The sequence below is a fragment of the Arthrobacter sedimenti genome (genome assembly GCF_042652025.1).
GTDB classification, from domain to species: Bacteria; Actinomycetota; Actinomycetes; order Actinomycetales; family Micrococcaceae; genus Arthrobacter; species Arthrobacter sedimenti.
Genome location: NZ_JBHSDQ010000001.1, coordinates 607,856 through 633,217 on the forward strand (window position 1 = coordinate 607,856; position 25,362 = coordinate 633,217).

Annotated in this window: 26 protein-coding genes, 1 tRNA gene and 1 pseudogene; 11 read left to right on the forward strand and 17 right to left on the reverse strand. The window is 66.2% G+C overall.

Translation table 11 applies throughout. The features are described 5' to 3' along the window. Positions 1-190 precede the first annotated feature (190 nt). Positions 191-673 carry a hypothetical protein gene (locus ACFO0G_RS02765; protein WP_286398225.1) on the reverse strand — a complete coding sequence of 161 codons (483 nt, stop codon included), beginning with the start codon at positions 671-673 and terminating at the stop codon, positions 191-193. Between the two features lie 245 nt (positions 674-918). On the opposite strand from ACFO0G_RS02765, the gene ACFO0G_RS02770 reads away from it, so the two are divergent. Together ACFO0G_RS02770 and ACFO0G_RS02775 are read left to right on the forward strand one after the other, a co-directional pair. Continuing rightward, on the forward strand, positions 919-2,118 hold the full coding sequence (locus ACFO0G_RS02770; RefSeq protein ID WP_286404517.1) for an acetyl-CoA C-acetyltransferase: 1,200 nt from the start codon (positions 919-921) through the stop codon (positions 2,116-2,118). Next, positions 2,118-2,615, forward strand: a complete 498-nt coding sequence (locus tag ACFO0G_RS02775; protein ID WP_286398227.1) for an aminoacyl-tRNA deacylase — start codon at positions 2,118-2,120, stop codon at positions 2,613-2,615. Before ACFO0G_RS02770 ends, ACFO0G_RS02775 begins: the two co-directional genes overlap by 1 nt. A gap of 77 nt (positions 2,616-2,692) precedes the next feature. Here ACFO0G_RS02775 and rplL read toward each other — a convergent pair whose 3' ends face one another. From rplL to ACFO0G_RS02820, 9 genes and pseudogenes are all read right to left on the reverse strand, one after another. Continuing rightward, positions 2,693-3,070: a 50S ribosomal protein L7/L12 gene (gene rplL, locus ACFO0G_RS02780; protein ID WP_018760467.1), complete on the reverse strand. Its 378-nt coding sequence runs from the start codon at positions 3,068-3,070 to the stop codon at positions 2,693-2,695. A gap of 77 nt (positions 3,071-3,147) precedes the next feature. After that, entirely contained in the window at positions 3,148-3,711 is a 564-nt protein-coding gene (gene rplJ, locus ACFO0G_RS02785) for a 50S ribosomal protein L10 (protein ID WP_376976349.1), read from the reverse strand. 296 nt (positions 3,712-4,007) lie between these two features. Then, positions 4,008-5,126 (reverse strand): GNAT family N-acetyltransferase, encoded by a 1,119-nt coding sequence (locus ACFO0G_RS02790; RefSeq protein ID WP_376976350.1) that lies wholly within the window; start codon positions 5,124-5,126, stop codon positions 4,008-4,010. 7 nt (positions 5,127-5,133) lie between these two features. Beyond that, positions 5,134-5,265 (reverse strand): annotated as a pseudogene (locus ACFO0G_RS02795) (GNAT family N-acetyltransferase); the annotation flags it as partial. A gap of 135 nt (positions 5,266-5,400) precedes the next feature. Continuing rightward, positions 5,401-6,108 carry a 50S ribosomal protein L1 gene (rplA, locus tag ACFO0G_RS02800; RefSeq protein WP_286398230.1) on the reverse strand — a complete coding sequence of 236 codons (708 nt, stop codon included), beginning with the start codon at positions 6,106-6,108 and terminating at the stop codon, positions 5,401-5,403. A 178-nt stretch (positions 6,109-6,286) separates the two neighbouring features. Then, positions 6,287-6,718 carry a 50S ribosomal protein L11 gene (rplK, locus tag ACFO0G_RS02805; RefSeq protein ID WP_018760472.1) on the reverse strand — a complete coding sequence of 144 codons (432 nt, stop codon included), beginning with the start codon at positions 6,716-6,718 and terminating at the stop codon, positions 6,287-6,289. A 128-nt stretch (positions 6,719-6,846) separates the two neighbouring features. Continuing rightward, positions 6,847-7,647, reverse strand: a complete 801-nt coding sequence (gene nusG / locus ACFO0G_RS02810) for a transcription termination/antitermination protein NusG (protein ID WP_142133077.1) — start codon at positions 7,645-7,647, stop codon at positions 6,847-6,849. Between the two features lie 115 nt (positions 7,648-7,762). Next, positions 7,763-8,047, reverse strand: a complete 285-nt coding sequence (gene secE / locus ACFO0G_RS02815; RefSeq protein ID WP_286398234.1) for a preprotein translocase subunit SecE — start codon at positions 8,045-8,047, stop codon at positions 7,763-7,765. An 82-nt stretch (positions 8,048-8,129) separates the two neighbouring features. Further along, positions 8,130-8,202, reverse strand: a tRNA-Trp gene (locus tag ACFO0G_RS02820). A gap of 276 nt (positions 8,203-8,478) precedes the next feature. On the opposite strand from ACFO0G_RS02820, the gene ACFO0G_RS02825 reads away from it, so the two are divergent. Then, complete coding sequence (locus ACFO0G_RS02825; RefSeq protein ID WP_286398236.1) at positions 8,479-9,696, forward strand: pyridoxal phosphate-dependent aminotransferase; 1,218 nt, start codon at positions 8,479-8,481, stop codon at positions 9,694-9,696. Positions 9,697-9,837: 141 nt separating this feature from the next. On the opposite strand, the gene ACFO0G_RS02830 is transcribed toward ACFO0G_RS02825, so the two are convergent. Together ACFO0G_RS02830 and ACFO0G_RS02835 are read right to left on the reverse strand one after the other, a co-directional pair. Continuing rightward, complete coding sequence (locus ACFO0G_RS02830; RefSeq protein ID WP_286398238.1) at positions 9,838-10,542, reverse strand: LuxR C-terminal-related transcriptional regulator; 705 nt, start codon at positions 10,540-10,542, stop codon at positions 9,838-9,840. After that, positions 10,539-11,918 carry an ATP-binding protein gene (locus ACFO0G_RS02835; protein ID WP_376976351.1) on the reverse strand — a complete coding sequence of 460 codons (1,380 nt, stop codon included), beginning with the start codon at positions 11,916-11,918 and terminating at the stop codon, positions 10,539-10,541. The genes ACFO0G_RS02830 and ACFO0G_RS02835 overlap by 4 nt, the downstream gene beginning before the upstream one ends. A 125-nt stretch (positions 11,919-12,043) precedes the next feature. Between ACFO0G_RS02835 and ACFO0G_RS02840 the strand changes: the two genes are divergently transcribed. The 5 genes from ACFO0G_RS02840 (at position 12,044) to ACFO0G_RS02860 (ending at position 16,249) form a co-directional block, all read left to right on the forward strand. Further along, on the forward strand, positions 12,044-13,714 hold the full coding sequence (locus ACFO0G_RS02840; RefSeq protein ID WP_376976352.1) for a PspC domain-containing protein: 1,671 nt from the start codon (positions 12,044-12,046) through the stop codon (positions 13,712-13,714). A gap of 1 nt (position 13,715) precedes the next feature. Continuing rightward, the gene (locus ACFO0G_RS02845) at positions 13,716-13,970 is read left to right on the forward strand and encodes a hypothetical protein (RefSeq protein ID WP_286398242.1); all 255 of its coding nucleotides are present in this window, start codon (positions 13,716-13,718) and stop codon (positions 13,968-13,970) included. A gap of 3 nt (positions 13,971-13,973) precedes the next feature. Then, positions 13,974-14,231, forward strand: a complete 258-nt coding sequence (locus tag ACFO0G_RS02850; protein ID WP_142133071.1) for a PspC domain-containing protein — start codon at positions 13,974-13,976, stop codon at positions 14,229-14,231. A gap of 229 nt (positions 14,232-14,460) precedes the next feature. Beyond that, positions 14,461-15,486, forward strand: a complete 1,026-nt coding sequence (locus ACFO0G_RS02855; RefSeq protein ID WP_236799129.1) for an ATP-dependent 6-phosphofructokinase — start codon at positions 14,461-14,463, stop codon at positions 15,484-15,486. A gap of 46 nt (positions 15,487-15,532) precedes the next feature. Then, complete coding sequence (locus ACFO0G_RS02860; RefSeq protein WP_376976353.1) at positions 15,533-16,249, forward strand: GNAT family N-acetyltransferase; 717 nt, start codon at positions 15,533-15,535, stop codon at positions 16,247-16,249. Here the strand turns inward: ACFO0G_RS02860 and ACFO0G_RS02865 are convergent. From ACFO0G_RS02865 to ACFO0G_RS02885, 5 genes are all read right to left on the reverse strand, one after another. Beyond that, a complete protein-coding gene (locus ACFO0G_RS02865) occupies positions 16,211-17,764 on the reverse strand; it encodes a DHA2 family efflux MFS transporter permease subunit (protein ID WP_286398248.1) in 1,554 nt (517 codons plus the stop codon). The two genes, ACFO0G_RS02860 and ACFO0G_RS02865, sit on opposite strands and share 39 nt — an antisense overlap. A 51-nt stretch (positions 17,765-17,815) precedes the next feature. Then, complete coding sequence (locus ACFO0G_RS02870; protein WP_286398250.1) at positions 17,816-18,241, reverse strand: ankyrin repeat domain-containing protein; 426 nt, start codon at positions 18,239-18,241, stop codon at positions 17,816-17,818. Further along, entirely contained in the window at positions 18,241-19,323 is a 1,083-nt protein-coding gene (gene ygfZ / locus ACFO0G_RS02875) for a CAF17-like 4Fe-4S cluster assembly/insertion protein YgfZ (RefSeq protein WP_376976354.1), read from the reverse strand. Before ygfZ ends, ACFO0G_RS02870 begins: the two co-directional genes overlap by 1 nt. A 65-nt stretch (positions 19,324-19,388) precedes the next feature. Further along, complete coding sequence (locus ACFO0G_RS02880; RefSeq protein WP_142133067.1) at positions 19,389-19,997, reverse strand: nitrobindin family protein; 609 nt, start codon at positions 19,995-19,997, stop codon at positions 19,389-19,391. Between the two features lie 173 nt (positions 19,998-20,170). After that, entirely contained in the window at positions 20,171-20,938 is a 768-nt protein-coding gene (locus tag ACFO0G_RS02885) for a permease (RefSeq protein ID WP_286398254.1), read from the reverse strand. Positions 20,939-21,279: 341 nt separating this feature from the next. On the opposite strand from ACFO0G_RS02885, the gene ACFO0G_RS02890 reads away from it, so the two are divergent. The 3 genes from ACFO0G_RS02890 (at position 21,280) to ACFO0G_RS02900 (ending at position 25,361) form a co-directional block, all read left to right on the forward strand. Then, positions 21,280-21,978 (forward strand): winged helix-turn-helix transcriptional regulator, encoded by a 699-nt coding sequence (locus ACFO0G_RS02890; protein WP_018769102.1) that lies wholly within the window; start codon positions 21,280-21,282, stop codon positions 21,976-21,978. A gap of 33 nt (positions 21,979-22,011) precedes the next feature. Continuing rightward, positions 22,012-22,980 (forward strand): mycothiol synthase, encoded by a 969-nt coding sequence (gene mshD, locus ACFO0G_RS02895; RefSeq protein WP_376976355.1) that lies wholly within the window; start codon positions 22,012-22,014, stop codon positions 22,978-22,980. Positions 22,981-23,111: 131 nt separating this feature from the next. Next, positions 23,112-25,361, forward strand: a complete 2,250-nt coding sequence (locus tag ACFO0G_RS02900; protein WP_376976356.1) for an RNA degradosome polyphosphate kinase — start codon at positions 23,112-23,114, stop codon at positions 25,359-25,361. Position 25,362: the final 1 nt, after the last annotated feature.

The window sequence follows — 25,362 nt, forward strand, 5'->3', positions numbered from 1 at the left end:
GACCGTTGTTACGGCACGTTGATTGCCAGCTGCCGGGCGAAGCCCACCGCTATATGAAGGCTGAAGGTAAACAGGGAAGACGCAAATATCTACGATACGGCAAAACAACCTTCGTTGTCTACCCCACATCCGGTCGGATTGCAAGCACCGGATATCCGGCTCCCAGCACAGGCCTCCCGGGCCCCCGAGGTCAAAGCCGGAGCGTTACACCGGCCGCAGTGCACGCCGCGGAGTTGGCGAAGACGGCATCCCTGACTGCGTCCTGGGATTCCTTCGCCGGCTTGCCGCTGGACTCCGCTGCCGAGGACTTGTCCAGCGCCAGCAGGCCGAGGGAACTGAACAGTCCCCGAAGGTCACCGGACACCGTGTCCTTTGCGTCCTGGGCCTTCAGGTACACGTCCTCGTAGCCGTTGGAGTCGGTGGGCGACACGGCGCCATAGTCCGCCACCAGCTTGTTGAAGAGCTCGCAGGCTTCCCGGGTGGCGGCCGCGTTGGCGCCCTGGCTTGCCGTGCCGGTACCTGAAGGGCTGCTGCCCTTCGTTTCGAGGGCCGGGGCCGAAGAAGACGGGCCGGCCTGGGACGATTCCGCCGGGGCGGGCGTGGACACGGAGCAGCCTGCCAGCGCGCAGCCTGCGACTACCGCGACCGCTGCCGTTATCACTGTCTTCTTCACGATCCCCACTCCGTCCGTCCCGCCTGCCGGCCGGTTTCCCCGCAAAGCGCGTCCCCCGCAAGCCTCGCCATCCACCCTACGCAAGCGGCCGCCGTCGTGCACAATGCGCCATTGGGGACCGCTCCCCGGCCAGGAATGCACATAGGCCGGAATGCACATAGGCGTTCCAGCGTTTGAATAGATGGGTGACCAGGCTCACGATAGCCTTGGTGGCCTACACCGGAACCGGATTGAAAGTGGTAACCATGGTCAACTCTCCTGACAGCAGCGACGTTGTCATCCTCGGGGCGGCACGGACTCCGCAGGGCCGGATCAACGGCCAGCTCTCAAGCCTCACGGCAGTGGACCTCGGTGCCCACGCCATCAAGGCCGCGCTGGAAGGCAGCGGCGTGGAGGCCGCCGACGTGGAGGCGGTCATCATGGGGCAGGTGCTCCAGGCGGGCGCCGGACAGAACCCCGCACGGCAGAGCGCCATCGGCGCCGGCATCGGATGGAACGTCCCGGCGGTAACGGTCAACAAGGTGTGCCTTTCCGGCCTGACCGCGGTGATCGACGCCGCCCGGATGATCCGCGCCGGCGAGGCCGCGGTGGTGGTGGCAGGCGGGCAGGAGTCGATGAGCCGGGCCCCGCACCTGCTGCCCGGATCGCGCCAGGGCTGGACCTACGGATCCATCCAGGCGCTGGACGCTGCCGCCCACGACGGCCTGACCGACGCCTTTGACGGACAGTCCATGGGCCTGTCCACCGAGACGCGGAACCTCACGCTGGGCATTGACCGCACGTCGCAGGACAACGTAGCGGCCCAGTCGCACCAGCGCGCGGCGCTTGCGGCAAAGAACGGAACGTTCGACGGCGAGATCGCACCTGTCAGCGTCAAGCAGCGCAAGGGCGATCCGCTGGTAGTTGATACAGATGAAGGCGTCCGCCCCAATACGTCGGTGGAGTCGCTGGCCCGCCTGCGCGCGGCCTTCGTCACCGACGGCACCATCACGGCAGGCAACTCCTCTCCCCTGTCGGACGGGGCTGCCGCCTTGGTCCTCGCGTCCCGCGGCTACGCGGAGGAGCACGGGCTGGAGTACCTGGCGGTGGTGGGAAAGCCCGGGCAGGTTGCCGGTCCTGACAATTCCCTGCACTCGCAGCCCTCGAACGCCATCATGAATGCCCTTGGCAAGGCCGGCTGGAGCACCTCCGACCTTGACTTCATCGAGATCAACGAGGCCTTCGGCTCCGTTGCCGTCCAGTCCCTCAAGGACCTGGACTACCCCCTGGAAAAGTGCAACATCCACGGCGGTGCCATCGCACTGGGGCACCCCATCGGCGCCTCCGGAGCCCGACTGGCCGCCCATGCCGCCCATGAGCTGAAGCGGCGCGGAACCGGCAAGGCTGCCGTATCCCTTTGCGGCGGGGGCGGGCAGGGCGAGGCCCTCCTGCTGTACCGCGACTGATGGCGGGCGCATCCGGAAGCCGAGCGGACGGCGTTGGACAGGAACGGTTCCTGGCCGACGCCGAAGCCCGTGGCCTGCAGGTCGAGGTGGTGGAGCGGCCCGCAGCGAAGAGCCTCGAAGAGGCCGCGGGCATCTTGGGCATCACCCCGGCGGACATCGTCAAATCCCTGGTGGTCAAGCACAAGGACGGGACCTTCCTGTTCGCCCTGATCCCGGGCGACCGGCAGATCTCCTGGCCCAAGCTGCGCACACTGGTTGGCGTGAACAAGCTGTCGCTTCCACCGGCCGAAACGGCGCTGGAGGCGACTGGCTACGAGCGCGGAACCATCACGCCCCTGGGCAGCACCACCGCATGGCCCGTCTACGCGGATGCCACCATCACCGGACGCCGCATCTCCATGGGGGCCGGCGCCCACGGCTACAGTGCCTTTGTCGATGCCGACGCGCTGACCGCCGCCCTGGGTGCCGTGGTGGCTGACATCAGCGAGCCCGGCTAGCGCCGAAACCGGGTTAAAGCAGGAAACCCCGCCCAACTGCTTCGCAGTGGGCGGGGTTTCCGAAGGAAAAGGCGTTGTTACTTGAGGGTAACGGTGGCGCCTGCAGCCTCGAGCTGCTCCTTGGCCTTCTCGGCAGCTTCCTTGTTGGCGCCTTCGAGGACAGCCTTGGGGGCGCTGTCAACCAGGTCCTTGGCTTCCTTGAGGCCGAGGGAGGTGATGGCGCGAACTTCCTTGATGACTGCGATCTTCTTGTCACCGGCAGATTCGAGGATGACGTCGAAGTCGGTCTTCTCTTCAACCTCTTCAGCAGCTCCGCCACCGGCGGGGCCGGCAACGGCTACAGCAGCAGCGGTAACTTCGAAGGTCTCTTCGAAGAGCTTGACGAACTCGGAGAGCTCGATGATGGTCAGTTCCTTGAAAGCTTCAATGAGCTCTTCGTTGCTGAGCTTCGCCATGGTAGGCGTCCTTCCTGTTGTGGTGCCGGAACGGCGCGGGGCCGCACCAACACCGGAGTCTGGTGGGGGTAAGAGAATTAGTTCTCTTCGGCAGCGGGAGCTTCAGCGGGAGCTTCAGCTTCAGCGGCGGGCGCTTCGGCAGCTGCCGGTGCACCGTTCTCTTCTTCAAGCTTGAGGCGCAGTGCGTCGATGATGCGTGCAGCTGCGGCGGCAGGGGCCTTGAGGACGCCTGCAACCTTGGCGAGCTGCAGCTCGCGGGACTCGAGGGCAGCCAGTGCGGCAACCTCGCTGGCGTCCAGCGCCTTGCCCTCGAAGTAACCGGTCTTGATGACCAGCTGCTTGTTGGCCTTGGCAAAATCCGTCAGGCTCTTGGCAGCGGCAACTGCGTCACCCTTGATGAACGCGATTGCAGTGGGGCCGGCAAGCTGGCCGTCGAATGCTTCGACGCCGGCTTCCTTGGCTGCAATGGCGGTCAGGGTGTTCTTGACGACCGCGAACTTGGTGTCCTGGCCGAGAGAAACACGCAGCTGCTTGAGCTGTGCAACGGTGAGCCCGCGGTATTCGGTCAGGACAGCGGCGTTCGATTCCTTGAAATCGTTAGTGATCTCAGCTACTGCTGAAACCTTGGTAGGCGTTGCCATAACCCTCCTTCCGGGGATAGTGCCGGTATTCGACGGTCCCCGCTCAAGAGAGCTAAAACTAAAAACGCCCCGCGCAGATGCACGGGGCTTGGCTCAACACGGCTTTACCGCGGAGCTTTGCTTCGTTCACCTGCGCCGGCCGCCCTGCGTTGAGGGTCCTTCGTCCGGAAAGCCACTGTGGTCCCCAGCGCACGACTACAGAGTTGAGCCATGTTCAGGAGAGTGGATTTCCAACAACCGACGGTCTTTGGTACCCCCAGCTTACGCGAGGCGCCGCCCGTCCGCCAAATCGGCGCTCAACTGGTGCTGGTTCGCAGGGTTGGAAGCTCTTTTTGCCAGATTCCCGTTACCCCCGCCGTCCGGAAACCGAGCTGCTTGTTGACCGTCAGGAGGTACCGGTTCTCCGGCGCATTCCAGGTGTAAATAATGCGTGCATCCGGGAACTGCTCGCTGAGCCGTTCCATATTGGCCACCTTGATCAGCAGGCCCAGCTTGTTGCCGCGGTGCTCCTGCAGGATCAGGGTATCGTCCTGGAACACGACGTCCGCCCGGTGCGCCAGCACCGTGATGGTGGTCAGTCCCACCAGCGTTCCCGTGGCGATGTGCTCCACGGCGGTGACCACCGTCCGCCTCCCCTGCGCGATGGCGACGTCCTCCGCCTCCCGGAGGATGCCGGCGTCGAACACCATGTCCTGCTCAATCGGCGCATCCAGCGACGGGTCAACGTCCACTCCGGCCTGGTTTTCAAGGGCCGCCACGGCCTCCAGCCAGCGTTCCGGGCAACGGTCCGTCCAGTGGTGCAACCGGTACCTGCCGTTGTTGGCCTCCTCCGCTTCGGCCTGGAGGTCAGCCACCAGCTTGGTGTCCAGGGGCAGGAGGCAGGAGCTGAACTGCTCGATGTGCTGCAGTGTGTATCCGGTCTTCCGGGCGAACTCCACTTCCCGGCTCTCCAGCGGCACGAACCCCTGGCCTGACCCGGGGACAAGCTGGGCCTGCTCGAACTCGTGCAGTGACGCGCCGGGGTGGTTGGTGTCCACCAGGATCATGGTGCGGCCTTCGCCCCGGGCCAGGTGTTCGGCCGCCTCCAGCAGCCGGCGCCCCACCCCCTGCCGCTGGTACTCCGGCAGGATGTCCAGGGTGAGCTCGGCCAGGTCGAGGTGGTCGGTCAGGGGCAACGCGATGTCCACCGTACCTACGATGGCGCCGTCCACCTTTGCCACCAGGATCAGCTGGCGCTCATACGGGTCCGCGAACTCCAGCAGCTTCTCGAGCGGACCGTAGGCGAGATCGTCACTTCCCCAGGTCTGCATCCGCACTTTGCGGCCCACTTCCACGGCCGCCAGGAAGTCGGCAGCGTCCGGGGTGTCCAGTGAGTCAGGAATCCAGAGCTGCTCGATCTTAACGTCTATTGCCATTCGGGCATCATCCCAGCCGTTTGTGCCACTCACCTTCATAGCCAGCAGGCTTGAATCCAAGTGCGGTATTTATCGCCAGCATATGCTGGTTTCCGCTGGCATTCCATGCCGGGACCGAGCGCGCCGACGGCCCTTTTTCTCCCCGGGCAGACGGACGGACGACGGCGGCAATCACCATCAAAGGGTCCAAAAAGAAGACCGTCCCGGCGCTGTTGCGCCGGGACGGTCTTCGGGTGCTCCGGAATCAGTCCAGGGCGGGAACTTCAATCAAGGATTACGCCTCGGTGAGCACCTTGGTGACGTTGGGGTCCACGGAGATGCCCGGGCCGAACGTGGTGGCCACGGTGGCCTTCTGGATGTAGCGGCCCTTGGCAGCGGACGGCTTGAGGCGAAGAACCTCTTCCAGGGCTGCTGCGTAGTTCTCGGCCAGCTTCGCGGTGTCGAAGGAAACCTTGCCGATAATGAAGTGCAGGTTGGAGTGCTTGTCGACGCGGAAGTCGATCTTGCCACCTTTGATGTCGTTGACGGCCTTGGTGACATCGGGAGTCACGGTGCCCGTCTTCGGGTTCGGCATCAGGTTACGCGGACCCAGGACCTTACCGAGGCGGCCAACCTTGCCCATGAGGTCAGGGGTGGCAACGGCTGCGTCGAAGTCGGTCCAGCCACCGGCGATCTTTTCGATCAGGTCGTCGGAGCCAACGAAGTCGGCGCCGGCTGCGATTGCGGCCTCTGCCTTGTCGCCCGTGGCGAAGACCAGGACGCGGGCGGTCTTACCGGTGCCGTGGGGCAGGTTGACGGTGCCGCGGACCATCTGGTCAGCCTTGCGGGGGTCGACGCCGAGGCGGAAAGCAACCTCAACGGTGGCGTCGAACTTGGACGGGTTGGTGTCCTTAGCCAGCGTTACTGCCTCGAGCGGTGCGTAGTGCTTGGTTGCATCGATCTTGGCGGCTGCTGCCTCATATGCTTTGCTGCGCTTTGCCATGCTGCTTGTTTCTCCTTGTGCAGTTGTGGTCTGCGGACCGCGCTGGGCCCTGCCACAGTCGCCCAATCCGGTTCGTTATCCGGCCGGATGGCCAACATTTGAATTTTATTGGTGCCGGTTTCCCGGCGGTGCCGCCCGTCGTCGTCAATTACCTGACGCTGGACAGCGGTAAGGGCTACTAGCCCTCGACGGTGATGCCCATGGAGCGGGCGGTGCCGGCGATGATCTTCGCTGCGCCTTCGAGGCTGGTGGCGTTGAGGTCTTCCATCTTGGTGGAGGCGATCTCGTTGACCTGGGCCTGGGTCAGCTTGGCAACCTTGACGGTGTGCGGGGTGGATGAACCCTTGGCAACGCCTGCAGCCTTCTTGATGAGCTCTGCAGCCGGCGGGGTCTTGGTAATGAACGTGAAGGAGCGGTCCTCGTAGACCGTGATTTCCACGGGGATGACGTTTCCGCGCTGGGCTTCCGTTGCAGCGTTGTACGCCTTGCAGAATTCCATGATGTTGACACCGTGCTGGCCAAGCGCAGGACCGATCGGCGGGGCCGGGTTGGCGGCACCTGCCTGGATCTGCAGCTTGATGAGGCCGGTGACCTTCTTCTTGGGAGCCAATGTAGGGTCCTTCTCTCAATAACGTCCTGGGGCACAGGAGCGTGCCTCAGGTTTTTGGCCGCCATGGCAAGGCGGCCGGCCGTTCCGGTGCCGCTAAGCGGGCGGCGCCGGGACGAATTCTAGGATTCTCAGATCTTGGTGACCTGGTTGAACGCGAGGGTGACAGGCGTTTCGCGCTCGAAGATGGAGACCAGCACCACGAGGGTCTGGGACTCGGGCTTGATCTCGGAGATCGTGGCGGGAAGGGTCTCGAACGGGCCTTCCTTGACGATGACGGACTCGCCGACCTCGAAGTCCACGGCCACGGGAGCCTGGTTCTGCTTGTTGACCGGCTTGCCCTTCTCGGCCTGCTCTTCTTCGAAGACAGGAGCGAGCATGGAGAAGACCTCGTCTAGGCGCAGCGGGACCGGGTTGTGTGCGTTGCCGACGAAGCCGGTGACGCCCGGGGTGTGCCGGACGGCGCCCCAGGAAGCGTCGGTCAGGTCCATGCGGACCAGGACGTAGCCGGGGATGCGGACGCGGTTGATCACCTTGCGCTGGGCGTTCTTGATCTCCACGACTTCTTCCATGGGAACCTGGATTTCGAAGATGTAATCTTCCATGTCCAGGGTCTGGATGCGGGTTTCAAGGTTGGCCTTTACGCGGTTTTCGTAACCGGCGTAGGAGTGGATGACGTACCAGTCACCTTCCTGGCGGCGCAGCTTGGCCTTGAATTCCTCGGCCGGGTCTGCAGCTGCAGTGGCGGCCGCGGCGGCAAGGGCGTCGGTCTCTTCGTCGCCGGCTTCTGCGTCTGCGTCGGCAACGTCGGAGGCGGCGTCGTCGGATTCGGGCGCGGAGGACTCAACCTCGGACTCTTCGCCGGCTTCTGCCGTGACGTCCGGGGATTCTTCCAGCCCAGTCTCGGTTACCTCGAGCTCCTGCTCAGACACTTGGTCTCCTGCTTCCTCATTGCCTAACATGCCTATTTAAATGGCTCAATTCCGCACACCGGTGCATCCTTCCCGGTTTCCCGGGCGGAACACGCGGCCTGCGGACCGTGCAGCCTTAGCTGTCCTTGGAGCCGGTACCGCCGAAGATCCAGCTGACAGCGGTTCCAAAACCTATGTCCAGCAGGCTGACGATGACCATCATGATGGCCACGAACACCAGCACCACGAGCGTGTAGTTGATCAGTTCCTTGCGGGTGGGGGCAACGACCTTCTTCAGTTCGCCGATGATCTGGCGGACGAAAAGTGCAATGCGGGCGAAGAAGCTTGCCTTGGCTTCCTTCTTAGCTGGGCGGCCCTTGGAGCTGCTGGCAGCTGTTTCGGTCACCTGGTCCTCGCTCATCTTTGCAATGGTGGATTACCCGGCCCTGATCAGAACCATGGTTGCTGCGCCTGTTCCGGGCTTTCGCCCGGAACAGCTTGCGCAGGGCAGACAGGACTCGAACCTGCAACCTGCGGTTTTGGAGACCGCTGCGCTACCAATTGCGCCACTACCCTATGGAGTGAATGCCACTCTTTGACGACCCAACACCAGTTCGAACTGGGGCACACGTCATCATCCGTGTTTCAACACCGGTGAACCAGTCTACGCAAGAACTTCGCGTAGGTAAAACCAGCCCGTTCCGGCCCGTCCGAACCACCGGCCTGAAACCTGCTGCGCGGGGCAGTCATAAATCAAAACCGGCACCCCGGAGGGTCCGGTGAACAGCATAGAGTAGAAATCGTCGAATCCACATTCCAGCCTCCGGGCTGCAAGCGAAGAACGGACCTGCCATGTCTGCCGCCCGCGTTTCCCAACGCATTTCCGCCATTGCCGAATCCGCAACCCTGGCCGTTGATGCCAAGGCCAAGGCGCTGAAGGCAGCTGGCCGGCCGGTGATTGGCTTCGGTGCGGGCGAACCGGACTTCCCCACCCCGGACTACATCGTCCAGGCAGCCATTGAGGCTGCGGGCCAACCCAAGTTCCACCGCTACTCCCCCGCCGGCGGGCTGCCCGAGCTGAAGAAGGCCATCGCCGAAAAGACCCTGCGCGATTCGGGCTACAAGGTTGACCCGTCACAGGTGCTGGTGACCAACGGCGGCAAGCAGGCCGTGTACAACACGTTCGCCACCCTGGTGGATCCGGGCGACGAAGTCCTTGTGCCTGCCCCGTTCTGGACCACCTACCCGGAAGCCATCCGGCTTGCCGGCGGCGTCCCCGTGGAGGTCTTCGCCGGTCCGGAACAGGACTACCTGGTGACGGTCGACCAGCTCGAAGCAGCCGTGACTGACCGCACCAAGATCCTGCTGTTCGTCTCGCCGTCGAACCCAACGGGCGCTGTCTACTCCCCGGAACAGGTGGCGGAGATTGGCAAATGGGCCGCCGCCAAGGGCCTGTGGGTGGTCACGGACGAGATCTACGAGCACCTGACCTACGACGGCGTCCCCTTTACCTCCATCGCCACCGCTGCCCCGGAACTGGGCGACAAGGTGGTCATCCTCAATGGCGTGGCCAAGACTTATGCCATGACCGGCTGGCGCGTGGGCTGGATGATCGGCCCCACCGACGTCATCAAGGCGGCCACCAACCTGCAGTCGCACGCCACCTCCAACGTGTCCAACATCATGCAGATAGCCGCCCTCGCCGCTGTCTCCGGGCCGCTGACCGCCGTCGACGAGATGAAGGTGGCCTTCGACCGCCGACGCAAGGCCATCGTCGCCGGCCTGAACGCGATCGAGGGAGTGGAATGCCCGACGCCGAAGGGCGCCTTCTACGTGTACGCGGACGTCCGCGCGCTGCTGGGCAAGGAATTCCCGACGGCGTCCGGCACCGCCACGCCGCAGACCTCCGCCGAGCTGGCCTCGCTGATCCTCGACGAGGTTGAGGTGGCAGTGGTTCCGGGCGAGGCCTTCGGACCCTCCGGCTTCCTGCGCCTGTCCTACGCCCTGGGCGACGACGACCTCGCCACCGGTGTGCAGCGCCTGCAGGACTTCCTCGGCAAGGCACAGTAGGACGCCCGCTCACTTTTGGCAGGGACAAACCAAACGCCCGCTCACTTTCTTGGGGAAAGTGAGCGGGCGTTTGGATTTAAGCCGCCAAAGGTGATGGGGCGTTGGGAAAATGGCTGCCAAAAGTGATGGAGCAACTTTGGTTTAGAGGAGGCGGCGCTCCGCGGCCCACTTGGTCAGTTCGTGGCGGCTGGAGAGCTGGAGCTTGCGCAGCACTGCTGACACGTGGGTTTCCACGGTCTTGATGCTGATGAAGAGTTCCTTGGCCACTTCCTTGTAGCTGTAACCGCGGGCTATGAGCCGCATCACCTCGAGTTCGCGGGCGGAGAGCTTGTCCAGTTCATCGTCGGCGATGTCCGCCGGGGCGGTTCCGAAGGCGTCCAGGACGAACCCGGCAAGGCGGGGCGAAAAGACGGCATCGCCGCCGGCCACGCGGAACACGGCGTCTGTGATCTCGGCGCCGGAGATGGTCTTGGTGACGTAGCCCCGGGCACCGGCGCGGATCACGGCCACCACGTCCTCGGCCGCATCGGAGACGCTCAGGGCCAGGAAGCGCGTGGTGGACAGCAATGCCGCGGAACCGGCGATGACTTCCCGGCCGCCGCCGCCAAGGCCGCCGGGCAGGTGTACGTCCAGGAGGACGACGTCGGGCCGCTGTTCCGCGATCACGGCGATGGCCTGTTCAACAGTGGCGGCCTCCCCCACCACCTGGATGCTGGCGTCGAGGTCGGCTTTCAGGCCGGACCGGAAGATGGCATGGTCATCCACGATGACCACCCGCACGGAATTAGCGGGGCGGCCGCTTCCGGCACCTGTCCCGGGTGCACCTGTCCCCTGGGTCGTGTTCATGATTTCCCTTCCGCATGTTCTGCTGCAGCCGGCAGCTTGAGCCGGACCTCGGTGCCGTCCCCCGTGCTGAGGATGGCAGCCGAACCACCGTGGCGTTTCATCCTGCCAACAATCGATTCCCGCACACCGAGCCGGTCCGCCGGTACGTCGCCCAGCTCGAAGCCGGGCCCCCTGTCCTTGATGAAGATCTCTGCCTGCCCGTCCGAAGCCTCAAGGTAGACCGAGACGGTGCCGCCGCCGTGGCGTGACGCGTTGAGCATAGCCTCGCGGCTGGCCTGGACCAGGGCTTCGTGTGCCTCCGTCATGGCCGCATCACCAACGGTGACCACCTCCACGGCGTTGCCCAGCAGGTCCTCCACCTCGGCGGCAACCGCCTTGATGCGGTCTGAGAGTTGCCCGCTTTCGCGGCCCGGGTCCTGGAACAGCCAGCCCCGCAGCTCACGTTCCTGGGCGCGGGCCAGGCGGACGACGTCGTGCTCATTCCCCGCCCGCCGCTGGATCAGGGCGAGCGTCTGCAGCACGGAATCGTGGAGATGGGCAGCGATCTCCGCCCGTTCCGTCTCCCGGATCCTGCCGGCCCGCTCAGCCTCCAGGTCGCGCCAGAACTTCAGCGCCCACGGCAGCAGGACCAGCACCACCCCGCCCAGCACGGCCACGGAGGCAAGCAGCGCGAGCCACGTCTGTTCCCACGATCCGGAGCCGGAGACCATCACCAGCACGCCGGCCACCACCAGGGCCAGTCCGGCGGCGAGCCGCCCCCATCCGCCGGCTTGGTCCGCCTTGGTCTTGTCCACCAGTCCGGCGCGCCGGGTTTCGTCCAGTTGCATCCAGGCGATGGAGGCGCCGCCCAGAACGGCGGCGGCGGGGATCAGCGTGCCGAGGGAGACGTCCACGCCCAGCAGCTGGGCAATCATGATTCCGGCCACCAGCAGGAGCCCGCAGCCCAGGAGGATTTCCTTGCCGTACCGCATGCCGCGCACCCGGAACCATGGTGGGGCGGCGGATGCCGGGCCGTCAGGGACGGAACCGTCGGCTCCTGTTGGCGTCCCGGCGTCGAGCGCTGCTCCCTGCGCCGGATAGCCCGGGGTGGCCGGGCCCTGAATCGGCTGGCCCGGCATTGGCTGGCTTACGGCCGGGGCAATGGGCGACGCCGGGCGGCGGGCATTGCGGCGGGCGGCCTCATCCGCCGTGGGAACCATGATCCACAGCCACGCGTAGAAGACCAGGCCTGCACCGCCAGCGAAGGAGGCGAGAACCATGCCCAACCGGACGTTCTTGACCGGCCAGCCCAGGTGAGCGGCCAGGCCCGAACACACCCCGGCGATGACACGGTCGCTGCTCCGTGCCAGGGGCGGGCGTGCCGGGAGGGTTGTCATGGATCAATCCAAGCACGGATCAGGGTGGCCCGGACCGCATCCGGCCTGTTCCCGGGGACAGCTCAGGGACGGTTCAGGGTTTCCCCCAGTAGAGCGGCAACGGGCCCGGACGGGAGGATCGAGGTATGAACTCGCAGACTCCCTCCCCCGACGACGAACACCCTGCCGAACCTCTCCCTGAAGGGCCGCGAGGTACGGGCAGCGAGCGGCCCACCGAGCCGCTGGCATCTTCCGATTCGACGCCCTCTGCGCCTGCGCCGGATCCCTCCGCTGGAGATAGTGCAGGTTCGGGCCCTGGTGCTGATGCGAACCCCGGCGCTGCTCCCGGCAACGGATACGCCTTCCAAAACAGCCCGCCTCCAGCCCCTTCCACGGACTTCTTCGGCTGGATCCGCAGTCACGGTATCTACCGGGGCAACGACCGGTGGATCGGCGGCGTGTGCAGCGGCATCGCCCACCGGCTGAATGTGGACCCCATCATCATCCGCGGCGTCTTCATCGTCCTGACCCTCTTGGCCGGCATCGGCGTGCTGCTCTACGGCCTGGCATGGGCCTTCCTTCCGGAGCCGGATGGCAGGATCCACGTGCAGGAAGCCGGCGCCGGGCGCTGGTCAAGCGGCATGACGGGCTCCCTGATCGCCACCGTCCTGGGACTAACGGGCCTGGGTGGAGGGTTCTGGGGGTGGAGCCACAACGGGCTGAGCGGCCTGCTGTGGACCGTCTTCTGGGTGGGCGGCGCGATCTACCTGGTCTACTACCTCTCCCAGCGCAACAAGGCCCACCCCACTGTGGCCGGCCACGGACCAGTCCACGGTACGACCCACCCCATGGGACACTCCGGCAGGGGCTACACGTCATCCTTCTCCGCCGGCACGGTTCCGGCACCGGCACCTGGCCAACCTTCGGCGTCCGGCAGCGGTGCGCCTACCTACGGCGGGGCGCCTACCTATGGCAGTGCGCCCACCTATCCCGGTGGCACGGGGTCCAGCCAAGGCGGCTACGGCACCACAGGCGCGGGAACCGGCAGCGGGTATGCCGGCACCGTTCCCCCGGGCAGGGTCCCCGGCGCAGGTGCACCCGGCGGTGGCTCACCGGGCGGCCCCGGCAGCGGAGTACCCGGCGGAAGCAGCTACCCCGCCCCGTGGGTCCCGCCGCGGCCGCCAAAGCCCCGGCCGTCCGGTCCCGGCGCCCCGGCCGTCGCCATCGCAACCGGCTGCGCCCTGCTGGTGGGCGGCGGGCTCAAGGCACTGGACGCCGCCAACCTCATCCACCTGGGCGGGTCCGCAAACGCCATTGTGTGGGCCAGCGCGGCCGCGGTCCTGGGCCTGGGCATCCTGGTGGCGGGCTTCCGCGGCCGGACCGCGGGCATCCTAAGCCTCTTCGCCGTCATCGCCCTTGTTACCGGTGGCGTCTACAACACGGTGGACGACGGCCGGATGCGCTTCCAGCAGGTGGACTGGAACCCGGCAAGCATCGAAGAGGCGCGCGGGGGCATCGACATCACCGCTGGCCGCGGAACCGTGGACCTCACGGGCCTCTCCCCAACCGCCCCCCTGACGTCCGACGTCGTGGTTCCCCTGGACATCACCGCCAGCAACGTGACCGTGGTGATCCCGCAGAACCTGCCCGTTGATATCAAGGCGGACATGACCATGGGCAACCTGAACGAAGGAAGCGGCCAGCGCGGCGGCACCACCACCCGCGAAAGCAGCTACAACACGGACAGGCCGGGCAACCACCTGGTGGTGCAGATCGACGGCACCTTCAGCAACGTCACCATCCAGGAAGGGAACTGACATGGACAGCAGCAACATTACGACGACGGAACCGGGCACCGGGGGCCCGGCACCTGCCAGGGTGGGAACGGTGGTGTGGGGACTGATCGTCCTGGCACTGGCGGCACTGATCATCGTGGCGCAACTGGGCATCGTCACCCTCAACGGCACCTACGTCCTGATCGGCCTCATGATCGGGGCGGGCGTGGCCTTGGTGGTGGGCGGCCTGCTCTCCGCGCGGAAACGTGACAACGAACCAACTACAGGGAAGTCTTGAACCATGGATAAGTTCTTCAGCATTGTCAGGGGCTTTGGCCTGAAGCGCGGCCCGCAGCGCTGGCTTGGCGGGGTGCTGGGTGGCATCGCGGCGCAGCTAAACGTGGACGTAGCCTACGTGCGCATCGCGTTCCTGCTGTTCTGCCTGCTCCCCGGACCCGCCGTGATCTTCTACCTCCTGGCATGGATCATCATTCCGGACCAGCGCAACGAGATCCTGCTCCAGACGTTCCTGGACCGCCGGTCGCTCAACCGGCCCTGACCAGCCCCTGACCCGGCGCTGAAACAGACCCGGCTTCCACCGACCGGACCAAGGCCCCTGCCTGACGCGGATGTTCCGCCCACGCAGGGGCCTTTCGCTGTTCTCCGGTTCTTGACAGCGCACCCTTATGTAACCGGTTTGTGTCGTACCCCACACACCCCACTACACTTCTAGGTGAGCTCAGCGTGGCGCTCTGCCTGTAAACCTTCTCCCAGGATTTGAGCCGAACATGAAAATTGGAATCCTCACCAGCGGTGGCGACTGCCCCGGATTGAACGCCGTCATCCGAGGCGCGGTGCTGAAAGGCATCGCCGTCCATGGCCAGGAATTCGTCGGCTTCCGCGATGGCTGGCGCGGCGTGGTGGAGGGCGACATCATCGACATCCCCCGCACCATGGTCCGCGGCATCGCCAAGCAGGGCGGCACCATTTTGGGCACCTCCCGCACCAACCCGTTCGAAAACGGCGGCGGCCCCGAGGCCATCAAGGCCCATATGGACCGGCTGGGCATCGACGCGATCATCGCCATCGGTGGTGAGGGAACCCTGGCTGCCGCCAAGCGCCTGACCGACGCCGGCCTGAAGATCGTCGGCGTCCCCAAGACGGTGGACAACGACCTTGACGCCACCGACTACACCTTCGGTTTCGACACCGCAGTCCAGATTGCCACCGAGGCCATCGACCGCCTACGCACCACCGGTGAATCGCACCACCGCTGCATGATCGCCGAAGTGATGGGCCGGCACGTGGGCTGGATCGCCTTGCATGCCGGCATGGCCGCCGGCGCCCACGCCATTCTTATCCCGGAGCAGAAGGTCAGCATCGAGCAGATCACCGAATGGGTCAAGGAAGCCCAGCACCGTGGCCGTGCGCCCTTGGTGGTGGTGGCCGAAGGATTCGTGCCGGAACACATGGAGAGCCCGCACTCCGAGCGCGGCCTGGACACCTTCGGCCGGCCGCGCCTGGGCGGCATCGCCGACCAGCTCGCACCCGAACTCGAAGCCCGGACCGGCATCGAAACCCGCGCCACCATCCTGGGCCACATCCAGCGCGGCGGCGTCCCGTCCGCATTCGACCGTGTCCTCGCGACCCGGTTGGGCATGGCCGCCATCGACTCCGTGGTGGAGGGCTACTGGGGCACCATGGTGGCGCTCAAGGGCACTGACATCCGCCACGTGGCCTTCGAGGAGGCGCTGGGCCAGCTCAAGACCGTCCCGCAAAACCGGTACGACGAAGCCGCGGTCCTGTTCGGCTAAGCCTGTCCTGTTCGGCTAAGCCTTCGGGCCGCCCTAGGCTGGGACCATGACACTCGACCCCGGCTCTGCGGCCATCATCCAGCTGGCGTGGGCGCGCCGGCTGGGCCTTGACGACGACGCTTTCGGTGACGCTTTGGTGTCCGGGAAAAGGATTGTCCGCGCCGACGAATCATGCCGCGCCGTGGAGTTCGTTCGGTTGTTCGGGAGTTCGGCGCTGGTGGGCCCACAGAGCGTGATCGATGCCGCTGCGGGCATTCCTGATGAGGAGATGGCCCAGCATGTCACGCTCCTGAAACTGACCAGGGAACGCGGCGGCCACGGGCTGGGTGCAGCTGCCCTGTTCTTCGCGGACGACCTGCCGCTTCAGCAGCCGTCCGAGGAACTGACCGTCTCGCACGGCAACCCCGAGGCGATCGAGCTGGAAGGACGCTGCCCGCCGGACGACGTCAACGAAGTGGGCCTTTCCGACCTGGAGAACCGCTTCACCATCGTGCATCAGCTGGACGGCAGGCGGGTGCCCCTGGCCTGCGGTGCCTACGGGGAATGGGAAGGCCTGCTGGCCAACATGGGCGTGCTGGTGGATCCTGAGTGGCGCCGCCGGGGCCTGGGCGCACTGGCTGGGTCCATCGCGGCCCACGAGGCACTCGCCGCCGGGCTGACCTTGCAATGGCGCGCGGATGTCAGCAACACCGGATGCCTGGCACTTGCCCGGAAACTCGGCCTCTCAGCCGGCGGAATCCAGACCAGCGTCCACCTTCGCTGACGCCTGGCCACCGTCCTGGCCCTGGGCCCCGGCGCCCAGCCGGCCCTGGCTGCTCCAGCCCTGGACCGGCTGGGGCTTGGCGAAGAACAACGCAACCGCCGCCCCCACCAGGATCACCCCGGCGGGCAGCAGGATGGACTGGCCCATCGCCGTCGAAAATCCACTGTGGAGGAACTCGGGCAGCGAGCCGCCCATCGCAAGGCCTTCGCCGGCCGCCCCGCCGGGCCCTCCCTGGGGCAGCTCGGCGGCGAGCCGGGACTGGATCAGCACGGCAATGGCGGCGCTGCCCAGGACCGCGCCGATCTGGCGGGTGGTGTTGTAGACGCCTGACCCGGCGCCGGCCTGGCGCGGGGGCAGGTTCCGGGTGGCCGTGGTGCTCAGCGGAGCCCAGATGCCGGCGTTGGCGAAGCCCAGGACAGCGCTGGGGAGCAGGAACATCAGGATGGGTGTGTCGGGCTGCATCAGTGCCGAGTTCCAGAGCAGCGCCACCGCCATCAGCACCAGGCCGGTGGCCGTAATGAATTTCGGGTTGACCCTGTCCACCAGCTTGCCCACCACCGGGGCAAGTCCGCCGGAGATCAGCGCCATGGGCACCATCATGAGGGCCGATTGCGTGGGGGTGAGGCCACGGACCAGCTGGTAGTAGAAGATCAGCGGCAGGCTGAAGGCCGTCACCGTGAAGCCCACGGTGGTGATGCCGATGTTGGCGAGGGAGAAGTTCCGGTCCCGGAACAGGCCCAGCGGCAGCAGCGGCTCGCCCTTGTTGAACCGCTGCCATGCGACGAAGGCGGCCAGCACCACGATGCCGGCAATGATCAGGCCCCACACGCTGATGGGACCGGCGATGGTGCCCCAGTTGTAGGTTTCGCCCTCCTGGATGCCGAACACCAGCAGGAACAGCCCGACGGCGCTGAGCAGTACGCCGGGGATATCGAACCGGTGCGGGTGGGTGCTGAGGGCCGGCACGTTGCGCAGCGCCAGGATGAAGCCCACGACGCCGACGGGAACGTTGATGAAGAAGATCCACTCCCAGCCAAGGCCGTCCACCAGGACACCGCCGAGGATGGGGCCCACCAGGGTGGCCATGCCGGCAGTTGCGCCCCAGACGGCCATGGCTGAACCGCGGCGGTCCGGCGGGAAGATCCGGGTGATGACGGCCATGGTCTGCGGGGTCATCATCGCCGCGCCAAGGCCTTGCAGGACGCGGGCGGCAATCAGGATCCGGACATCACCGGACAGGCCACACCACAGTGAAGCGAGGGTGAAGACAACCAGGCCGGTGAGGTAGAGCTTCTTCGGACCGAACCTATCGCCCAGGCGGCCGGTGATCAGCAGCGGGACGGCGTATGCCAGCAGATAGGCGCTGGTCACCCAGATCACCGCGTTGATGTCGGCGTGCAGGCCTTCCATAATGCGGGGGTTGGCCACGGACACGATGGTGGTGTCGATCAGGATCATGAAGAACCCGATCACCAGGGACCACAACGCCGGCCAGGGCTTTTCTACGTTTTCCACTCGGTCATCCTTTTGAAGTTGTGGCTGTGCCGCGGGGGGCACGGGGTGAGGCTAGCCCAGCAGGTCCAGGATCTCCGTGCGGGCAAACATTTGCGCGGCGGCACGGGCCGACGGCGCACCGGCGTCCGGATCGGCTCCGGCGCCCAGCAGGACCCGGGCCACGTCCGTGTAACCCTTGAATGCCGCACCGGCGAGGGGTGTCTGCCCCCGGTCATTGGCGGTGTTGGCGTCGGCCCCGTGCTGCAGGAGCAGCTCAACGGTGCCGGCGTGGCCATGGTACGCGGCCAGCATCAGCAGGGAATCCCCCGCAGCGTTCGTCATGGTGGCGGGGGCGCCGGCGTCCAGGTAGGCACCCAGCAGCGCACTGTTGCCCTCCCGCGCAGCCTGGAAGAGCGCATGCGCCAAAGCCAGCGCGTCGTCGTCGGGCCTTTCCGCTGCCTCTGTCCCAACGTGGACGGGCGTGGTGTTTTCGGTCATCAGCGTGGCCCCCTCAGGAATCCGGTCTGGCGCCCCACAACCTGGCCGGCGTCGGGGGCGACGATGAGTTCCTGGGCGGCTGGATACGGCTCGTCGCCGTCCAGGACCGTCAGTATCTCATCGGGGGCAACGGAACGCTTTATGACCGCCAGGGCCACGGGCCCCATCTCGTAGTGCTGCCCCACGGAAGTCACGGTCCCTACTTTCCGCTCCCCCGCCAGGACCGGGCTGCCGGCGGCGGGCAGGGTGTGCTGCGAGCCGTCCAGCTGCAGGAAGACCAACCGGCGCGGTGGATGGCCCAGGTTGTGGACGCGGGCGATGGTTTCCTGCCCCTTGTAGCAGCCCTTGGCCAGATGCACGGCGGTGCGCAGCAGGTCCAGTTCGTGCGGAATGGTCTTGTCATCGGTTTCGGCGCCGATCCGGGGGCGCCAGGCGGCGATGCGCAGGGCCTCGGCGGCGAGCACGCCTGCCAGCGGGCGGCTGGCAACGGCGTCCTCCAGTTCGGCGGCAGGGACGAGGTACTCGAACCAGGGCCGGTCCACGCCTGGATGGTTCTCTTCGGAAACAGTTGCGTAAGAGTAGCCGCCGGCGCCCACGTGCGGCCACGGGTCCTGCCAGGCGAGGTGGCCGGACCATTCGGGCACGGCACGGGTGCTGCCCACAACGGCCCAGTCCGCCGAAACGTCGGCGATCTCCACCCGCAGCATGAACTTCATGCGGTTGAGGTACTCAGCCAGCGGCGCGGCCTCGGCGGCCTCCACGATCAGCCAGGTGGTCCCGCCGTCGTCAACCACCCGGGCGTCGAAGTCGATGCGGCCCTGGACGCTCAGGAGCAGCAGCTCGCTGGACTCGCCGGGCTTGAGGGCTGCCACCTGCTGGGAGGACAGGGTGTTGAGCCAGCTCAGCCGGTCCGGTCCGGTGACGGTAACCACGCCGCGGTGGGAAAGGTCGACGACGGCGGATCCGGCTGCGAGGGCGCGCTGCTCGCGCAGCGGCTCACCGTAGTGGGCGGCGACACCGGCGTCAGGGCCGGCGGCCTCGACGGCGCCGGGTCGCGACAACAAAGGGCTGGGCGTAGTCATATGAAGTAGAAGTCCTCACGGGTCTGCGGTATTCCGGGTTCCCTGGAATTAGGGTGGAACCCTGCTCAGGAAACGCGGTGCAGGAACGCGGAGGCGTGGGCCTCCAACCCCTTACCGGCTTCACCGCCGGTGGCAACGTCCCACCGCCACAACAGGTTGCCGTCCACCAGCCCGAAGATCCGGGTGGCCGCGCTGTAGTCCTTGGAGTGGCTGCCGCGCATCACCATGTCGGTGGTCAGCTGGATCTGCGGGCCCTTGATCTGCCCGTAGTACAGCTCCGAGATCCCGCCCGGGTGCGAAATTGACACGGAGATGTCGAAGCCGCCGTCCTTGTTCCGCAGCGCTTCCACTTCGTCGGCGCTCTTCAACACCGGCACGATGTCTGCCGGCACCAGGCCGGGACCGCCGTCGGCATCCAACTGCTTGCGCTCCAGTGCCCAGAAACCTGTCTCGACGGTCAGCGGCCGCAGCCGCGTCCCTTCGTCGTCGGTCAGCCAGCTTTCGGCGCGGTACTGAAGGTACGGCAGGCCGTTATGGGTAAACGAAACGTGCTGCAGGAAGTGTTCGGAATCCTCGTCGCCGCTGCCGAGGCGGCCGCGGCCCTCCCACTCACCAATGAGCCAGGAAAGGGGGACGAGTTCTGGGGTCAGGTCTGTAGGAATCTCAATAGGCATTGGTCTTACCTCCAGATGCGGCTGGCTCCGGAAAGGGGGTGGCTACTTCTGGCCCTTGAAGAGGCGGTAGACCACGAAACCGGCGAACCAGGCCATGGACAGGCTCGCGATGCCGAGCAGGACAAGGAAGAAGATTTCAAAAGCAAGTACGGACATGGTGCCATCCTAACCCGTTAGTAGATGAGTAGTTTGTCGATGAAGTAGGCGAGGGACCCCACGGCCGAAACCGGGGCAAGGCCCATGCTCAGTGCGGCGGGGATGTTCAGTGGGGCGCCGCGGAGTGTGGCAAGGCGGCGGAAGCTGGCCAGGACCGCGCCGACCACCACGCCGAAGACGGCGGCCGGCAGGACGGCGATATCGGACAGGACCAGTCCGGCCAGCGGACCTGCCAGTCCGGCCAGCACCACTCCCAGCGGCGCCACGATGCTGTCCGGCCAGCGGATGAGCCCGGCAAGCAGGGCCACGGCCGCGCTGATCGCCGCCACCAGGAGCATCTCGCGGACGCCGTTAAAGCGGGCGCCGGCGATCCAGCCCGCTCCCAGGCAGGACAGCAGGACGCCTGCGCAGCATCCGAGGGTGGATTCCAGCCGCTGCGCCTGGCCGGTGCCGCGGATCAACTGCACTACGAAGACGGCCATCATCCCCAGCGCCACAAATGTCGGTGTCCAGTCCAGGTACCCCGGGGCCGGGGCCAGGCCGGCGGCTACTGCCGAGGCCGCGCCGGGCAGGGCGATCACGGCGGCAAGGGTCTTCTTGGCGGGGATGCGCAGGAAGTGCGGCCAGCCAATACCCACAGCCGCGGCGATCAGGATGCCGACGGCCACGAGCGCCTCCGGTGAGGCATAGACCCCGGCGATGATGGCGATGAGCCCGGCGATCCCAACGACGCCGACGGTCCATGAACCAAGCGAACGCGCGGGTGCCTGCAATTCAGCCGTCATGCGCGGCCCGGCCTGTGCTTCGTCGGTGCACTCACTGCGCTGGTTTCCCATCCTGGCGTTCGGCCGGAAGGCTGGTCCGCCCCCTCATGGCAGGGCTGGTCAGCCCTGGTTCAATCCTGCCTTATGTGAACCGGATATGTCGCAAATCGAGCCTGTTCATGGCCGCAATCTGTGGCCGGAAGGGACCCGCCGGGTATACTCAAGGATCAGCTACGCTCCCTGCTGAGGTGGCTGGCCGGCGGCGTGCTGACGGTCCAAAAACCTCCTGCAGGAAGCCAGTACCGGCCGGTGAGAAACCGGTTCAGTCGCCCAATGATGCGCGGACGGCCCTTGGAGGAACAATGTCGCACATCCTGTTACTGACCAACAGCACCGGCTCTTCGGTGGACATCCTGCCTGCCCTCGAATTGCTGAACCACCGGGTCCATATCCTGCCCGCCGAACCCACCGCCCTGCTGGAAACGGACCCCTGCGACATCGTCCTGCTGGACGCCCGCAAGGACCTGGTGGGCGCCCGTTCCCTCACCCAACTCCTTAAAGCCACCGGCCTCAGCGCCCCGCTGGTGCTGATCCTGACCGAAGGCGGCATGGCCGCAGTCTCCTCAGCCTGGGCTGTTGACGATATCGTCCTTGATTCCGCCGGTCCCGCCGAGGTGGAGGCCCGCATCCGGCTGTCCGTTGCCCGTGCCGTCCCGGAACAGGAAGACGCTCCAAGCGAAATCCGCGCCGCCGGCGTCATCATCGACGAAGCCAGCTACACCGCCCGTGTGAATGGGGCGCCACTGAACCTGACCTTCAAGGAGTTCGAGCTCCTGAAGTACCTTGCGCAGCACCCCGGCCGCGTCTTCACCCGCCAGCAGTTGCTCACCGAGGTCTGGGGCTACGACTACTACGGCGGCACCCGCACCGTGGACGTCCACGTCCGGCGCCTGCGGGCCAAGCTTGGGGCGGATCACGAGAACCTCATCAGCACTGTAAGGAACGTCGGCTACCGGCTCACCCTGGTCCGGCAGCAGGAAGACGAACTCACCGAAGCCTGAGCCGCGGCCCGCGTCGACGTATAGCCTTGGCTCATGACTCCAGCGCATCCGCAGAAGTGGCCCGTCCATGTTGTCCGTGGCGGTGTTGACCAGCAACTCCTGAAAGACTGCCGGGATCTCCTGGCCGCCGCCGAGGAATCGGACGGCAACCCCTCCATTTCCGAGCAGACCCTGGTGACCATGCGTGCCGGGGATTCCGCGGAGCACACGCTGCTGACACTGGCCCTGTACGCGCCGGACGAGGACTCCGATCCCGCCACCGCCCAGGACCTGGCAGGTTTCGCTGTGGTGGTCGAAGAGCCGGACGGCAACGGCATCCTGGAAATTGCCGTCCACCCCTCCTACCGGAACCAGGGAGTAGCGGACCGGCTGGTGGGCGCGCTCAAGGAAGTCCGCGGCTTCGACGGGCTGAAAGCCTGGTCCCATGGGAACCATGAGGCCGCTGCCGACCTTGCCTCCCGCTACGGTTACGCGCCCGTGCGCGAGTTGTGGAAGATGCGGATGACGACGGCGGGAGCGGACCTGCCCGACGCCGGCCTGCCGGAGGGTGTGGCCATCCGCACCTTCGTGCCGGGCAAGGATGAGGATTCCTGGCTGGCCGCCAACCGGGCGGCGTTTGCCCACCACCCGGAACAGGGCAACCTGACCAGGGCCGACCTCGAGGCGCGCATGGCGGAAGACTGGTTTGATCCCGCCGGGTTCTTCCTGGCCGAGGACCGGGATGGCCGGCTGCTGGGCTACCACTGGACGAAGGTCCACCCGCGGCATGGTGCGCATCCGGCTATCGGCGAGGTGTATGTGGTGGGAGTGACACCGCAGGCGCAGGGCATGGGCCTGGGCAAGGCCCTGACGATTGCGGGCATCAAGCACCTCCGCGACACGGGATTGAATGCCGTCATGCTCTACGTCGATGCGGACAACACCGCGGCGGTGGCCCTGTACCGGCGGCTGGGTTTCACCCGGTGGGACATGGACGTCATGTACGGCCCGGCGGCGGGTTGAAGAGGGCGGCCCCGACTGACGCCGTCACCGCGCAAAACAAGGGCCGTGGCGCCAGTGAATGCTTGTAAGGTTGAAAGGGAGCCGCGCGGGGCGGAAGCGCCGGCACCAGAGCGCCAGCAAAAGGAGCAGCCATGAACCCGGAACCTTCCGGAACAGCCACGTCCCAGGATGTTGCGGTGCCTGTCAGGGCACGCTTCGGCTCCTCCGAGGTACCGGCATCCAGGGCAACCCAGGACCGGATCGACATCCCGGAGTTCGCGCCGAACCTGCAGCCGGAGGGTGACATCCGCCCGGACCGGTTCCTGGACCGGGAGCTGAGCTGGCTCGCCTTCAATTCCCGGGTGCTGGAGCTGGCCGAGGACCCCACCCTGCACCTGCTGGAGCGCGTCAATTTCCTGTCCATCTTCGCCTCCAACCTGGACGAGTTCTTCATGGTCCGCGTGGCCGGCCTCAAGCGCCGCATCGCCACCGGGCTCGCCGTCCCCTCCCCGGCCGGGCTGAGCCCCGTCGAGGTACTGGAGAGCATCAGCGAGGAAGCCCACCGGCTCCAGGCGCGGCACGCCCAGGTCTATGCGGACCAGATCCGGCCAGCGCTGGCGTACGAGCACATCCACCTCATGCAGTGGGGCGAACTGGACGGTGCCGCCCAGCAGCAGCTGAGCGCCATGTTCGCGGAAAAAGTCTTCCCCATCCTCACCCCCCTGGCCGTTGACCCGGCACATCCCTTCCCTTACATTTCGGGCCTGTCGCTGAACCTGGCCGTGGTGGTCCGGAACCCCGTCAGCGACAAGGAACTCTTCGCCCGCGTCAAGGTCCCGGACCAGCTGCCGCGACTGATCTCCATCGATGGTCCCCGCGCCGGTGCGGTGCCCGGCCGGGTTGCCCGGTTTATTGCGCTTGAGGAAGTCATTGCCGTCCACCTGGACAAGCTGTTCCCGGGGATGGAGGTCCTGGAGCACCACACCTTCCGCGTCACCCGCAACGAGGACGTGGAGGTGGAAGAGGACGACGCCGAAAACCTCCTGCAGGCCCTGGAGAAGGAACTCCTGCGCCGCCGCTTCGGCCCGCCGGTTCGGCTTGAAGTCACCAATGACATCAACCCCAACATCCGGGCGCTCCTGATCCGGGAACTGGGCGTGGAGGAATCCGAGGTGTACTCGGTGCCGGCTCCGCTGGACCTCCGGGGATTGTCGGTCATTGCCGGCATCGACCGGGCCGACCTGCACTACCCCAAGCACGTCCCGCACACCTCCAGGTACCTGAACGAGTCCGAGACCTCCAAGGCCGCGAACGTGTTCGCCGCCATGAGGCGCCGGGACATCCTGCTGCACCACCCCTACGACTCGTTTTCCACCTCGGTGCAGGCGTTCCTGGAACAGGCTGCGGCGGACCCGAAGGTCCAGGCCATCAAGCAGACCCTGTACCGCACGTCCGGCGACTCCCCCATCGTTGATGCCCTGATCGACGCTGCCGAGGCCGGCAAACAGGTCCTGGCCCTGGTGGAGATCAAGGCGCGCTTTGATGAGCAGGCCAACATCTCCTGGGCCCGCAAGCTGGAGCAGGCCGGCGTGCACGTTGTGTACGGCATCGTGGGCCTGAAGACACACTGCAAGCTGTCGCTGGTGGTCCGCCAGGAAGTGGACGGGCTGCGCCGCTACTGCCACATCGGCACGGGCAACTACCATCCCCGCACGGCGCGGTACTACGAGGACCTGGGCCTGCTGACCGCCAACGAGCAGGTGGGCGAGGACCTCTCCAAGTTGTTCAACCAGCTCTCCGGCTACGCACCGAAGTCCACCTTCAAGCGGCTCCTGGTGGCCCCCCGCTCCGTCCGGTCGGGACTCATCGACCGGATCGAGACCGAGATCCGCAACGCCCGTGCGGGAGTGCCGGGGCACGTGCAGATCAAGGTGAACTCCATGGTGGACGAAGCCATCATCGACTCGCTCTACCGCGCATCGCAGGCGGGGGTGAAGGTGGACGTGGTGGTCCGCGGCATCTGCTCCCTGCGCCCCGGCGTTCCCGGCCTGAGCGAGAACATCACGGTCCGTTCCATCCTGGGCCGGTTCCTGGAGCACTCGCGGGTGTTCGCCTTCGCCAACGGCGGTGACCCGGTGGTGTACATCGGCTCCGCTGACATGATGCACCGGAACCTGGACCGCCGGGTGGAGGCCCTGGTCCAGTTGGCAAGCCCGGACGACATCACCTACGTCCTTGACCTCATGCGGCGCTACATGGACCCGGAAACCTCCAGCTGGCACCTGGACAACGAGGGCCACTGGACCCGGCACCACCTGTCCGAGGACGGCAAACCGCTTGAAGACGTCCAGTCCTGGCTGCTGGCATCCCGGCCGCGGCAACGCAGCCTGAGCCGGCGATAGG